The sequence below is a fragment of the Actinacidiphila sp. bgisy144 genome (genome assembly GCF_057708105.1).
Map to the genome: position 1 here is coordinate 1 of NZ_JBYIRM010000050.1, position 12,394 is coordinate 12,394.

The window sequence follows — 12,394 nt, forward strand, 5'->3', positions numbered from 1 at the left end:
CCCCCCCCCCCCCCCCCCCCCCCCCCCCCCCCCCCCGCCCCCGTACGGGTGGCTGTGCGTCAGTCCTGGTGGACGATGTTCGTGCCCGGGCCGCCGGACAGGAAGTCCGTGTCGGGGCCGCCGTAGAGCTGGTCGTCGCCGCTGTTCCCGTACAGGGTGTCGGCGCCGCTGTTGCCGTAGAGGACGTCGTCGCCCTTGCCGCCGTACAGGTAGTCGTCGCCCTTCCCGCCGTAGAGGTGGTCGTTGTCGTCGCCCCCGTACAGGTCCTGGCGGCCGTCGCCGCCGTACAGGTAGTCGTTGCCCGCGCCGCCGTCGGCGGAGGTGCCGCTGCCGTCGGCGTAGATCGTGTCGTTGCCGTTGTTGCCCTGCGCGATGGCGCCCGCGGAGGTGTGGATGACGTCGTTGCCGTCGTCGCCGCGCACCACCGAGTACCTGCCGGCGGTGAGCTGGTCGTCGCCGGTGCCGCCGTTGATGTCGTTGCCCTGCACCGAGCCGGTCTCGGTGTAGGTGTCCTTGCCCGCGCCCAGGTCGATCCCGGCGAAGTAGTACGTCTGGCCGGTGGTGTTGTCGTACGCGGCGGTGTCGTCCTCGTCGCCGAGGTCGACGTTCAGGGCCGCGTACGGGTCCTGGCTGTCCAGGGTGGTGACGGTGCAGGAGACCTTGGTGTGGTCGGTGCCGCTGGGATACGTGCAGCCGTCGCCCGCGGTGATCGTGACGTCGTCGTCGATCACGTAGGTGATCTCGGTGGAGCCCGCGGCCTGGGTGGCGGTGATCGTCACCTTGTTGACCTGGCCCGCGGCGGCCGTGTAGTCGATCGCGTGGTCGGACGGGCTGAAGGCGGCGGTGGCCGGCGCCGCCGCGCTCGCCGGCCCGGCGGCGAGGAACGTGGCGGCCAGGCCGCTACCGAGTGTGAGCGTCAGCGCCGACGCGGTACGCAGCGCCCGGCGGCCGGAGAAAGGGGAGGACATCGCACAACCTCACTGGTGGGTATCGGTGGCTTACGGGTGCTTGTGACTCACCGAGTTCGCGGTTGGTTGTATGCGGCCTGCTCGTGAATGCGGCGCCGGGTGCGGTGCGCGGGGCTGCGGAGACCCGGTGAACTGGGGTGTTGTGCGGGGCATTTACCGGTCGGCGCATTGTGTTAAGGCGTAATTGGGCGGGAATTCATCGGCGGCGGCGGGCTGTGCGGATGAATTCGGGTGTGGACATGGGCGATCGGCGGACGTGTTCGGCGGGGGCGGGGTGCGGGAAAAGGCGCGCGCGGGCAACTCGGCTCATCCGGCGGCGTGGTGACTTTCGGTCACTGTTACGCGTCGTCGCGGGGAGCCGTGGTGGCCGTCAGGGACGTCGTGTTGGCGGTGTTCGCGGCGTTCGCGACCTCCGCCGCCTGGCGGCGCCGGCCCTCGGCGACCGCGGCGGCGACGAACGACGCGACCAGCGGCCGCTGGTCGAGCTGCGACCAGGCGACGACGAGCCGGCTCGGGGGCGCGTCGACCACCGGCACGCACACCAGCCCCGGGTAGACCGGGCCGACGAGCGAGCGCGGCAGCACCGCGATGGTCCGGCCGAGCAGGATCATCTGGACCAGCTGCGGCACATCCGCGATCTCCGGCCCGGCGGCGGAGCGGTCGGGCTCGCCGGGCACCGCCGGCCACGGCACCCCCTTCCAGCGCGGCAGCGGCTCGCCCGCGAGGTCGGCCCCCCGCACCTCGGCGCGCCCGGCCAGCCGGTGGCCGCGGGGCAGCAGCGCGACCCGCCCCTCCACGTACAGCGTCTCGCTGGCGAGCCCGGTCAGGTCGTCGAACGGCGCGTACAGCAGGGCCAGGTCCGCCCGGCCGTCGCGTACGTGGTCGGCGCGGTCGGTGGCGCCGCCGAACACGACCTCCACCCGGCGCGCGTCGGGCTGCTCGGCGTACCCGGCGAGGATGCCGGAGAGCAGGTTGGCGTCGCCGCCGGGCTTGATCACCAGCCGCAGCCGGGTGCGGGCGTCGCCCGCGCGGCGGGCGGCCTCGGCCGCGGCGCCGACCGCGGTGAGCGCGTGGCGGCCGTGCCGCAGCAGCGCCTCGCCCGCCGGGGTCAGCGCCACGTGGCGGCTGGAGCGGACCAGCAACTGCACGCCGAGCCGCGCCTCGACCCGCCGGACCGCCTTCGACAGCGCCGGCTGCGCGATGGACAGGCGGGCCGCGGCCCGGCCGAAGTGCAGTTCCTCGGCGACCGCGACGACGTACTCGAGTTCTCGTGTCTCCAGCTCGACCATGCCTCCAGGTTATCGCCGAAGAACCGATCGATCTTGGACTTCCGCCGCCGGCCGGAGTTCGATGGACCACATGATCCAGCACACGATGATCGTCTCGTTCAACGACCCCGTACCCGACGCCGACCTGGACCAGTTCCTGGCGGACATGGAAGAGCTGATGCGTGCCTCCGGGCAGCTGAAGGGTTTCGCGGCCCGGCACAACATCCGCGTACCCGCCGACGACCACAGTCCGGTCTTCGCGGCCACCGCGATCGTGCGGTTCGAGCTCGCCGACGTCGAAGCGCTCAACGCCGCCTTCCAGGCGCCGGGGCTGGAGGACCTGATCGGGCGCTGGCAGGCGCGCTACCCGTACCGGGTCGTCTGGGCCAACCACGAGCCGCTGGACTGACGGCGGGCGGCCGTCCTCGGCAGGCGGGGACGGCAGGCCGCGGGGGCCGTGGCGCGATCGGCGTCGCGGCCCCCGCGGTGTCCGCCCGGGCCGGGGTCCTGCCGGTCCGGGAGCATCGCGGGGCGCGGGGTTCGTACGGGCGGGGAGCCGTACGGCCCGGCGTCCTACGGCCCGGCGTCGTACGGGTCCGGGCCGGGACGCGGGGAGGCGCGGTGCGGCCCGGGCCCGTACGGGCGCCGGTTCCTACCGGGTCGGGACCCCGGCGAGCACTTCGGCCGCCGCCACGCCGGACGCCGCGGTGGCGCCGTGGGTGAAGACCCGGACCGCGCCCGCGCCGGAGTCGTCCGGCAGCCCCATCTCGACGACGACGGCGTCCGGGCGCGCGGCGGTGAGGTCCGCCAGCGCCCGGCCCATCCACTTGTTGCGCGCGGCGTCCCGGACGACGACGACCAGCGGGCGGCCGACGGCGGGGGCGAGGGCGTGCTCGTCGAGGACCTCGGGCCGGTCGGCGAGCTGCTGCGGGTGGACCCGGACGAAGGTGGTTCCGGGCAGCCGTTCGCGCAGCGGCACGGCGACGCCCCAGGGGGTCTCCTTGCCGATCGCGAGGTTGGTGGCCGGCACCAGCTCCACCACGTGCGGCGCGGCGGGCAGCGGCAGCGCGCCCTGCGCCGGGCCGGCGACCCGGACGGCGCGGCGGGCGGCGGCGTAGCCGATGTCGCGGCTGACCGGGTCGACCGGCACGGACCGGGACAGCCCGCTCGACCAGCCGGCGAACTCCCGTACCCGGCCGGAGGCTTCGGCGAGCCGGTCGGCGGCCAGGGCGCCGGTGCGGACCGCGTCGGCGAGCGCGCCGGCGAGCAGCTCGAAGGTGTCCTCGCCGGCGTGCTCGCCGCCCACGCAGATGGCGTCGGCCCCGGCGGCGATCGCGCGTACGGTCGCGCCGTCGATGCCGTACCGGTCGGTGACCGCGCCCATCTCGATCGCGTCGGTGACGATCAGGCCGTCGAAGCCGAGCTCCTTGCGCAGCAGGTCTTCCAGGATGCGCCGGCTGAGGGTCGCCGGGACGTGCGGATCGTACGCGGGCACCAGCAGGTGGCCGCTCATGACCGCGCGCACGCCCGCGTCGATCGCGGCGCGGAAGGGCGGCAGCGCCTGGGCGGCGATGGTGTCCGGGTCCGCTTCGTAGCTCGGCAGGCCGTGGTGGGAGTCGACGGCGACGTCGCCGTGGCCGGGGAAGTGCTTGGCACACGCGGCCACCCCGCCGGACTGGAGGCCGCGCACCCAGGCGGCGGCGTGCCGGGCCACCCGGTCGGGCTCGACGCCGAAGGACCGGACGCCGATGATCGGGTTGTCCGGGTTGGAGTTGACGTCCACGCTGGGCGCGTAGTCCAAGGTCACCCCGGCGGCGTGCAGTTCGCGGGCGAGGTCCCGGGAGACGGCCTCGGTCAGCTCCGTGTCGTCGACGGCGCCGAGGGCGAAGCTGCCCGGCCGGGTGGAGCCGGTGGCGGACTCGATCCGGGTGACGTCGCCGGCCTCCTCGTCGATCGCGATGATCAACGACGGGTTCGCGGCGCGCAGTTGGGCGGTCAGCCGGGCGACCTGCTCGGGCGAGGCGATGTTGCGGGAGAAGAGCACGACCGACGACAGGCCGTCAGCGATGGCCCGCAGCACCCAGTCGGGCGCCTCCGTGCCGACGAACCCCGGCTGGAGGACGGAGAGCGCGAGCGCTCGCAACTCGTTGCTCTGCTTGCTGGTGGACACCAACTTGCTGGCGGGCATCAACGGGGCCTTTCGCGTGGGGCCGACGCACCGACCGCATCCGGCGGGTGATTGGTACAGACCAACGGATACTGGCTCAGCCGTTCGGGGGTGTCAAGGAGATGGCCGTGCGCCGCCCGTCCTCACTTCGGGTGCGGGGGTGATCGCGGAACGCGACCAAAGTGCGAGGTGGGGCGCGGATATTCACCAAGCGGCCGGTTGACAGCTCCAGTTGGTCTAGTCCAACTTAGGAGGGCGCGAGTTCAGCGAGCGGCACCCGTTGCACAAGTGACGACGGATGCGCGGGTCGACTGGCGAAGCACCGGCCCACCCCGGCATCCGTGCTGCCCTGTCCCGCTGGACCCGCACAGTCGAAAGGCCCACGTGTGCACCCCCCATCGCGCGGCGGACCGCTCAGGAACTTCCACCCTTGGAGCGACTGTTTTGATGGCGCCTCAGAGCCCGTTCCGGGCATCATCGGAGAACCCGTACTACAGCTCGGACGGCGAGATCTACAGCGCCGCCGTGCCGCTGCGCGACATCCGCAAGACGCAGAAGCTGCGCGTGCTGTCCGACGAGGACTTCGCCTTCTGGCAGAAGTACGGCTACGTGGTGGTCGAGCAGGCGATCCCCGCGGCCGCCGCGCAGGAACTGCTCGACTTCGCCTGGGACTTCCAGGGCCTGGACCCGAAGCGGCCCGAGACCTGGTACGAGGAGCGGGAGTTCCGCTCCGACCTCGACCGTGAGCTGCACATCTACGGCTTCGTCGAGGCCTACCAGCACCAGCTGATCTGGAACAGCCGCCAGGCGCAGCGGGTCTACGACGCGTTCGTGGACGTCTGGGACTGCGAGGAGCTGTGGGTCACCCTGGACCGGCTCAACCTCAACCCGCCGAACATCAAGAACCGCGACCGCGCGCTCATCGCGCCCACCGAGCGCGGCTTCGACATCCGACTGCACTGGGACATCGACAGCACCCTCGAGGTGCTGCCGCAGCGCGTGCAGGGCATCATCGCGCTCGCCGACACCGGGCCCGACCAGGGCGGCTTCCAGTGCTGCCCGGAGCTCTTCCACAGGTTCGACCAATGGAAGACGACGCAGCCGGAGGACCGCGACCCGATCCGGCCCGACATCGACACCGACCAGTACCCGGTCATCCGGCCGGAGCTGCGCGCCGGCGACCTGCTGATCTGGAACGGCGCGCTGGCGCACGGCGTGGCGCCCAACACCTCGGCCGACGGCGTCCGCGCCGCGCAGTACCTGTCGATGATGCCCGCGCTGGAGAGCCACGAGGAGCTGCGCCGCTCCCGGATCGAGTCCTGGCGCACCCTCAGCACGCCGGAGTGGAACGCGACGCTCGTCGGCGACGCCGACAAGCACGAGTCGCTGCGCTACGGCCCGGCCGAACTCACCGAGCTGGGCGAGAAGCTGCTCGGGCTGCGGTCCTGGCACCCGAAGGGCACCGCGGCTGGTGACGTGGCCGGTGCCGTGGCCGGTGCCGCGACCAATGGTGCGACCGGTGGCGCCGAGGACCGGGCCGACCACGCCGCCGCGGTGGCGGCCGGGGAGTCCGGAGAGTAGCGATGCGCCGAATCTGCCTTGCGCTGCCCACCAACAGATCCTGCCTGCCGGCGATCTCCGCACTGCACGACGAAGCGGTGTACGCCGTCACCCACTTCGACGTCGAAGTGCATGTGCTGGTCCTCGACTCCTGCGGGCCGCTGGAGTTCGGGCAGCACGCGGCAGCCGTCCGCGCGCTGCCCGCGACAGCCGGTGTCGTCACCCACCACCTCGGGGAGGCGGAGCAGCGGGAGTTCCTGCGGCAGGTGATCGCCGCCTCGGACGCGGACAAGCCCGAGGTGCTGCTCGACCTGATGCTCCCGGCGGCGCTGTCCTACGGCGCCTGCACCAACCGCGCGTTCCTCGTCGCGGCGGCGCTCGGCTGCACCTCGGTGCACCGGCGGGACTCCGACAGCAGGTACCAGGTCGTCGCCGGAACGGCCGGGCCGCACGGGGCGATCACCGAGCCCGGCGCGGACGGCGGGCGGTCGCTGACGGCGTACCCGATCCACCACGAACTGCTCACCCTCGGCCGGAGCGCCGCCGACGCGGCCGGCTCCGTCACCACCGTGGACCTCGACCCGCGGCACGCCGGCAAGCCGGTGTCGATGGTGGGTGCCTCCTTCGTCGGCGAGATGTCCGTGGACATCGCGGAGATGCGCGCGATCGACGCCGACGCCTACCGCGAAGTCGTCGGCCTGTGGGCGCCCTTCGACTGGAGCGCGGAGCAGAAGGCGGAGTTCGCCGACGACTCCTTCCGGGGCGCGGGCACCGAGCAGTTCACCGCCGACCACTCGCTGCTCACCCATGTCGATCCCATGCGCGTGGACATGTGCAACATCGCCTTCCACGGCGTGCAGGAGGCGGTGCCGCTGCTCCCGGCGACCGACACCATCGGCAGCGACTACTTCCTCATCCACCTGGTGCACGACGCGACGCTGCCCGGTGTGCTGCACAACCGGAACATCGTCAACTTCTACACCCCCGAGCGCCGGACCGGCCCCGGGTTCACCGCCTACCAGACCCGGTTCGCGAAGTTCTTCCTGTCGATGCTCTACCTGAACTTCGTCTACGACCGGATGGAGCGGGCCGGCGAGGCACTCCTCGACGACCGGCACCAGGTCAGGACCGAGGCGGTCGTCGAACTGCTGTGGGAGAGCAGCCGGCTGGACCAGACCGAGAACGTCCGGCGGCTCGAGGTGCTGGACCGCGCCTACCGCCGGCTCGGCGGCAGGTACGCGGAGTTCGCGGACGTGCTGGCCGCCGGCCGGGCCCGGCTGCTCGACGAGGCCAGGCGCGACATCGAGGAGTTCGCGGTGCTCACCGAGGTCTGGCCGGCGCTGGTGCGCGGCGCGAGAACCACCGGACCGGCCCTGCTCCAGCGGCAGCCGGACTGACGTCGGTGATCTACGACGAGACGCTGCTCGCCGCACTGGCGGCGGCCGACGAGGACCGGATCGTCTTCGACCTGAGCGGCATCGAGGACCGCTACGCGTCCCTGCTGGCCGAACTGCCCGGCGTCGCCGTGCGGTTCGCCCTCAAGGCGTGCCCGGTGGACGAGGTGCTGGACTGCCTGGCCCGCAAGGGCAGCGGGGTGGACGCCGCGAGCGTGCCGGAGATCGAGCAGGCGCTGCGCGCGGGCGTGCCCCCGGAACGCATCCACTACGGCAACACGATCAAGTCCGACCCGGACATCGCGCGGGCCCACCGGCTCGGCATCCGGGACTTCGCGACCGACAGCCCGCAGGACGTCGCCGCGCTCGCCCGGCATGCGCCGGGCGCCCGGGTCTTCTGCCGGCTGGCGACCGACGGCGGCGGCGCGCTGTGGGGGCTGAGCCGGAAGTTCGGCTGCTCGGCGCGCGACGCGGTGGCCGTGCTGGAGCAGGCCCGCGCCGCGGGCCTGGTGCCGGCCGGGCTGTCCGTGCACGTCGGGTCCCAGCAGATGACCGCCGGGGCGTGGCGCCGGGCGTTCGACCAACTCACCGAGGTCATCGCCGAGCTGGCCGGGAACGGGATACGGCTGCGGTACATCGACATCGGCGGCGGCCTGCCCGCGCTGGGCTATCTCGACGAGCGCGGCGAGGTGCTCGACCCGCCGCTGGACAAGATGTTCGCGGTGATCCGGGAGGGCATGCAGCGCTGCCGGGACGTGGGCGGCCCGCTGGAGTTCGTGGTCGAGCCCGGCCGCTACCTCGTGGCCGACCACGGCGCGGTCCGGGCGCACGTGGTGCGGATGTCGCTGCGGCACACCGCGGCGGGCGAGCCGCACCACTGGCTCTACCTGAGCTGCGGGAAGTTCAACGGCCTGTACGAGATGGACGCGCTGCAGTACCGGCTGGTCTTCCCCGGCCGGCGAGGCGGCCCGTACGTCCAGGCGACCGTCGCGGGCCCCACCTGCGACAGCGACGACGCGTACCCGGGCGGCCACCGGCCGGTCCAGGTACCCGCGGGGATCGCGTCGGGCGACCCGGTGTGGGTGCTGTCCAGCGGCGCCTACGCGGTCAGCTACATGACGCAGGGCTTCAACGGCTTCGGCCCGCTGCCGTGGACGTGCGTACGGCGGGCGGAGGACGGGCGCCCGGCGGAAGGCGCGGTGCGGGGTGCGGGTGTGGAGCCGGCGGCAGGGCCGGGTGCGGGGGCAGGGGCGGAGCCGGGTGCAGGGACGGGCGGCGGATGAGCGGCGACGCGGCCGGCGTGCGGGTCCGGCGGATCGCCGCGGGGGACTGGGACGCGATCGTGGACCTGGAGGCCGGCACGTACGCGGCCGCGGGCCTGTCCGAGGGGCGGGCGGCGCTGGAGTCCAAGGCGCGGGTCTCCCCGGACACGTGCTTCGCCCTGGAGTGGGCGGCGGGCGGGCCGGGGCAGCGGGGCCCGTCGGGCGGGCCGCGGCAGCCGGGCGGGCCGGGGCCGCGGCTGGCCGGCTACCTGCTGGCGCTGCCCTACCCGGAGGGCGCCTACCCGGGCCTCGCCGACCGCGAGAGCGCCGCGCACGCCTCGCGCCACCTGCACTTGCACGACATGGTGATCGCCGAGCACGCCCGCGGCCGCGGCCTCGGCCGGCGGCTGCTCGGCCGGCTCACCGCGGCCGCCCCCGCCCAGGGCTACGACCGGATCTCGCTGATCGCGGTCGCCGGCAGCCACACCTTCTGGTCCGCCAACGGCTTCGCCGCCCGCCCCGGCGCGGTGGACGTCCACGGCTACGGCCCGGACGCCGTGTACATGACGATGCCGCTGCCGCACCGGACACCGGCCCGAGACGAAGTGGGATGAGCCCGATGCTGCGCGTTCACGATCCGTTCCGCCGCGGCCAGACGGCCACGGCCGCACTGTTCTTCTCGCTGGGCTTCCAGTACGCGACCTGGGCGGCGCGGCTGCCCGCGATCAAGTCGCACCTGGACCTGACCGCCGCCGAGGTGGGCCTGCTGCTGATGGCCACCGGCATCGGCGCGGTGGCGACCTTCCCGGTGGTGGCCGTGCTGATGCGGCGGCTGGGCTCGCGCACCCTCGCGCTCGGCTCCGCCGCGTGCCTGGCACTGCTGCTCCTGGCGATGTCGGCGCTGCCGGACTACCCGGTGGCGCTGCTGGTCATGCTCTGCGACGGCGCCCTGGTCGGCGCGCTGAACGTGTCGATGAACGCGCAGGGCGCGGCGCTCGAGGCCGTCCACGAGCGCAACGCGATGGCGCGGTTGCACGCCGTCTTCAGCGGCGGCTCGCTCGTCGCGGCGCTGCTGGCGTCGGCGATGAACTCCCTGACGTCCACGCTGGTCGTCCACTTCGCGGTCGCCGCCGCGCTGATCCTGCTGCTGCTCGGCCTCGCCCGGGAGGGCCTGCTCACCCGGGACCAGCAGCCGGCGGAGAAGACGGAGCCGGGCGAGCAGGGGGAGCCGGGGGAGAACGGGGAACCGGGGGCGCGCCCGCGCGGACGGCGGTGGACCCTGCCCTCGCGCGTGACGCTGTGGCTGGGCGCCGCGATGGTGTTCGGCACGGTGACCGAGGGCGCCATGAACGACTGGTCCGCCCTGTACATGAAGGACGTCGCCAAGGCGTCGGCCGAACTGGCGCCCATGGGGATCGCGGTCGTGTCGGTGATGATGGTGCTCGCCCGGGTCTTCGCCGACTCCTGGCGCAGCCGCTGGGGCGACGGCCCCATCGTCCGAGGCGGTAGCGCGCTCGCGGCCGTCGGCCTCGCGCTGGCGCTGCTCAGCGGGGGAGTGGCGCCCGCGCTGATCGGCTTCGCGTGCGTGGGCCTTGGCATCGCGTCGGTCACCCCCTGCGTGTACGTGGCCGCCGCGAAGAACGGCTCGGACGCGCTCACCGTGGTGGCCACCATGGGGACCACCGGGCTGCTCGCCGGGCCGCCGCTGATCGGCTTCATCGCCAACGCCAGCGGGCTGGTCTGGGCGCTCGGCGTGGTCGCGGCGACCGCGATGCTGGTGTCCGTGTGCGCCACCCGCATCCGCTGGACCCCGGCCGCGGCCGAGCCGGAGACCATCGCCGAGGCGGGCGTACCGGCCGGCTCCGCCTGAGCGGCGGCCACCGTACGGGCACGGCGGTTCGCCGCCGTACGCCCGTTCCCGCCCGCCCCGGCGGCCCGACCTTTCACGGCGGTGCGGCTCGTCGCGCTAGCCTGATCGCGCTGCCGGCGGTCCGGTACGCGGGCGGGGAAGCGAGAGAGGGCAGGGGGCGAGCGCGGTGCAGGGTCCGGGTCGACGGGTGCCGCTGCCGCTGGCCGACGACCACGAGAGCTGGCGGACCGTGCGCGCCGAGCGCACCGTCCTCGCCGTCGCGCACAACGTCACCTCGGCGACCCGCCTGCTCGACCTGCTCGCCCTCTTCGACGGTGACCGGCGGGTCGAGACCGTCTTCACCTGCCCCGGCTCCTCGGCGCTGGACGGCGGCACCCTCGAACTGCTCCAGGACCGCGGTGCGCTCCTGGTGGGCTGGGAGGAGGCCAAGCGGCGGAAGTTCGACCTGGCCATCGCCACCAGCCGCGGCGGCGACCTCTACCACCTCCACGCCCCCCTGATCGGCACCCCGCACGGCGCCGGCTACAACAAACTCCTCGGCGGCGGCAGCGAGGCGTTCGGCCTCACCCGGGAGTGGCTGATGCACGACGGCCGCGTGGTGCCGTCCGCGATCGTGCTGTCCCACGACGAGCAGCGCGCCCGGCTCGCCGCGGGCTGCCCCGAGGCGCTGCCGCTCAGCCGGGTGGCCGGCGACCCCTGCTTCGACGAACTGGCCGCGAGCGCCCCCTTCAGGCCCGACTACCGGCACGCGCTGGGCGTCCGGCCCGGCCAGAAGCTCCTCGTGGTCTCCTCCACCTGGGGCAGGGACGCGCTGCTGGACGCCGACGACCCGGAACACGACACGCTGCGCCGGGCCCTGGCGGAGCTGCCGGCCGACGAGTACCGCGTGCTCGCCGCGATCCACCCCAACGCCTACTACGGCCACGGCGCGTGGCAACTGCACTCCTGGCTCGCCCCGCTGCTCACCTGCGGGCTGCTGCTGCCGCGCCCCGACACGCAGACGTGGAAGGCCGCGCTGGTCGCCGCGGACGCGCTGTGCGGCGACGGCGGATCGGTCACGCAGTACGGCGTGTCCCTCGGCCTGCCCACCGTCCTGGGCGCCTTCGCCGACAGCCGCAGCGCGCCCGGCTCGCCCATGGCGCGGCTCGCCCGGGCGGTGCCCAGGCTCTCCCCGCACCGCCCGCTGCCGGCCCAACTGGAGGACGCCGCCCGCCGCCAGGCCGCCGACCGCGAACTGCCCTACCTGCGCTCCCTGGTCACCTCCCGCCCGGGGCAGGCCGCCGCCCTGCTGCGCGCCCTGTTCTACGAGCGGCTCGGGCTGCCCGAACCGGCCGCACCGGCCACCACCCGCGCCGTGCCCGTCCCCACCGGCGAAGGGGCGGCCGGACACCTCGCACCACGCCACTCACCCGTCCTGCCGCCCATGTACGTCACCGTGCCCCCCGACGGCACCCCCGCCGTCGTCCGCCGCTACCACGCCGCCCTCCAACGCCCCAGCCAGGAAGCCCACCTCGCGGACGCCCACCTCGTGGCCGACATCGACGACCCCGACACGCGCTGGCCCCGCGCCGCCGACGTCCTGGTCGTGCCCGCGCGCCGCGCGGCCGCCGCGGCGCAGGCCGCCGCCCGTTTCCCGGGGTGCGCGCTGGTCGCCACGGAAGAACCCGACGGGGGATGCGTGGCGCTGCTGACCCGCAGCGGCGCCCGGGTGCGCGCGACCTGGTCCGGGCCGCGCCCCTGGTGGGCCTGCGCGGCCCTGGCGGCCTCGGTCGTCTTCGACCGGGCGCTGTGCGGCACCCGCCCACCCGCGCAGGTGCCCGTCACCATCGGCGCGGACGCGCCACCCGCGCTCCTCACCCTCACCGTGCTCTGAACCGCGCCGCGCGTCCCGGCCGTACGCCCCGC

10 protein-coding genes are annotated in these 12,394 nt (G+C 74.2%); 7 read left to right on the top strand and 3 right to left on the bottom strand.

Annotated elements, in window-relative coordinates:
- Positions 1-59: 59 nt before the first annotated feature.
- Together AC3EVP_RS34745 and AC3EVP_RS34750 are read right to left on the bottom strand one after the other, a co-directional pair.
- Positions 60-968: a calcium-binding protein gene (locus AC3EVP_RS34745; protein WP_435137202.1), complete on the bottom strand. Its 909-nt coding sequence runs from the start codon at positions 966-968 to the stop codon at positions 60-62.
- Between the two features lie 338 nt (positions 969-1,306).
- On the bottom strand, positions 1,307-2,257 hold the full coding sequence (locus tag AC3EVP_RS34750; protein ID WP_435137205.1) for a LysR family transcriptional regulator: 951 nt from the start codon (positions 2,255-2,257) through the stop codon (positions 1,307-1,309).
- Between the two features lie 70 nt (positions 2,258-2,327).
- On the opposite strand from AC3EVP_RS34750, the gene AC3EVP_RS34755 reads away from it, so the two are divergent.
- Entirely contained in the window at positions 2,328-2,645 is a 318-nt protein-coding gene (locus tag AC3EVP_RS34755) for a hypothetical protein (protein ID WP_335978601.1), read from the top strand.
- Between the two features lie 243 nt (positions 2,646-2,888).
- Here the strand turns inward: AC3EVP_RS34755 and AC3EVP_RS34760 are convergent, their stop codons facing one another.
- Positions 2,889-4,406, bottom strand: a complete 1,518-nt coding sequence (locus AC3EVP_RS34760; RefSeq protein WP_435137277.1) for a glycoside hydrolase family 3 protein — start codon at positions 4,404-4,406, stop codon at positions 2,889-2,891.
- Between the two features lie 444 nt (positions 4,407-4,850).
- On the opposite strand from AC3EVP_RS34760, the gene AC3EVP_RS34765 reads away from it, so the two are divergent.
- The 6 genes from AC3EVP_RS34765 to AC3EVP_RS34790 all read left to right on the top strand — a co-directional run bounded on the left by AC3EVP_RS34765 (position 4,851) and on the right by AC3EVP_RS34790 (position 12,362).
- Positions 4,851-5,984: a phytanoyl-CoA dioxygenase family protein gene (locus tag AC3EVP_RS34765; protein WP_435137208.1), complete on the top strand. Its 1,134-nt coding sequence runs from the start codon at positions 4,851-4,853 to the stop codon at positions 5,982-5,984.
- 2 nt (positions 5,985-5,986) lie between these two features.
- Positions 5,987-7,360, top strand: coding sequence for a DUF6271 family protein (locus AC3EVP_RS34770; protein ID WP_435137211.1), 1,374 nt, complete (start codon positions 5,987-5,989; stop codon positions 7,358-7,360).
- Between the two features lie 8 nt (positions 7,361-7,368).
- Entirely contained in the window at positions 7,369-8,640 is a 1,272-nt protein-coding gene (locus AC3EVP_RS34775) for a type III PLP-dependent enzyme (RefSeq protein WP_435137280.1), read from the top strand.
- Positions 8,637-9,233, top strand: a complete 597-nt coding sequence (locus AC3EVP_RS34780) for a GNAT family N-acetyltransferase (RefSeq protein WP_435137214.1) — start codon at positions 8,637-8,639, stop codon at positions 9,231-9,233. Before AC3EVP_RS34775 ends, AC3EVP_RS34780 begins: the two co-directional genes overlap by 4 nt.
- 5 nt (positions 9,234-9,238) lie before the next feature.
- Positions 9,239-10,489 carry an MFS transporter gene (locus AC3EVP_RS34785; RefSeq protein WP_435137217.1) on the top strand — a complete coding sequence of 417 codons (1,251 nt, stop codon included), beginning with the start codon at positions 9,239-9,241 and terminating at the stop codon, positions 10,487-10,489.
- 187 nt (positions 10,490-10,676) lie between these two features.
- The gene (locus AC3EVP_RS34790) at positions 10,677-12,362 is read left to right on the top strand and encodes a hypothetical protein (RefSeq protein ID WP_435137220.1); all 1,686 of its coding nucleotides are present in this window, start codon (positions 10,677-10,679) and stop codon (positions 12,360-12,362) included.
- The last annotated feature ends 32 nt before the right edge of the window (positions 12,363-12,394 follow it).

Bases quoted from the DNA above. Each gene is read 5' to 3' on its own strand.
- AC3EVP_RS34765 (WP_435137208.1), top strand. From the start codon at position 4,851: ATGGCGCCTCAGAGCCCGTTCCGGGCATCATCGGAGAACCCGTACTAC.
- AC3EVP_RS34780 (WP_435137214.1), top strand. From the start codon at position 8,637: ATGAGCGGCGACGCGGCCGGCGTGCGGGTCCGGCGGATCGCCGCGGGG.
- AC3EVP_RS34755 (WP_335978601.1), top strand. From the start codon at position 2,328: ATGATCCAGCACACGATGATCGTCTCGTTCAACGACCCCGTACCCGAC.
- AC3EVP_RS34750 (WP_435137205.1), bottom strand. From the start codon at position 2,257: ATGGTCGAGCTGGAGACACGAGAACTCGAGTACGTCGTCGCGGTCGCC.
- AC3EVP_RS34770 (WP_435137211.1), top strand. From the start codon at position 5,987: ATGCGCCGAATCTGCCTTGCGCTGCCCACCAACAGATCCTGCCTGCCG.
- AC3EVP_RS34785 (WP_435137217.1), top strand. From the start codon at position 9,239: ATGCTGCGCGTTCACGATCCGTTCCGCCGCGGCCAGACGGCCACGGCC.
- AC3EVP_RS34745 (WP_435137202.1), bottom strand. From the start codon at position 968: ATGTCCTCCCCTTTCTCCGGCCGCCGGGCGCTGCGTACCGCGTCGGCG.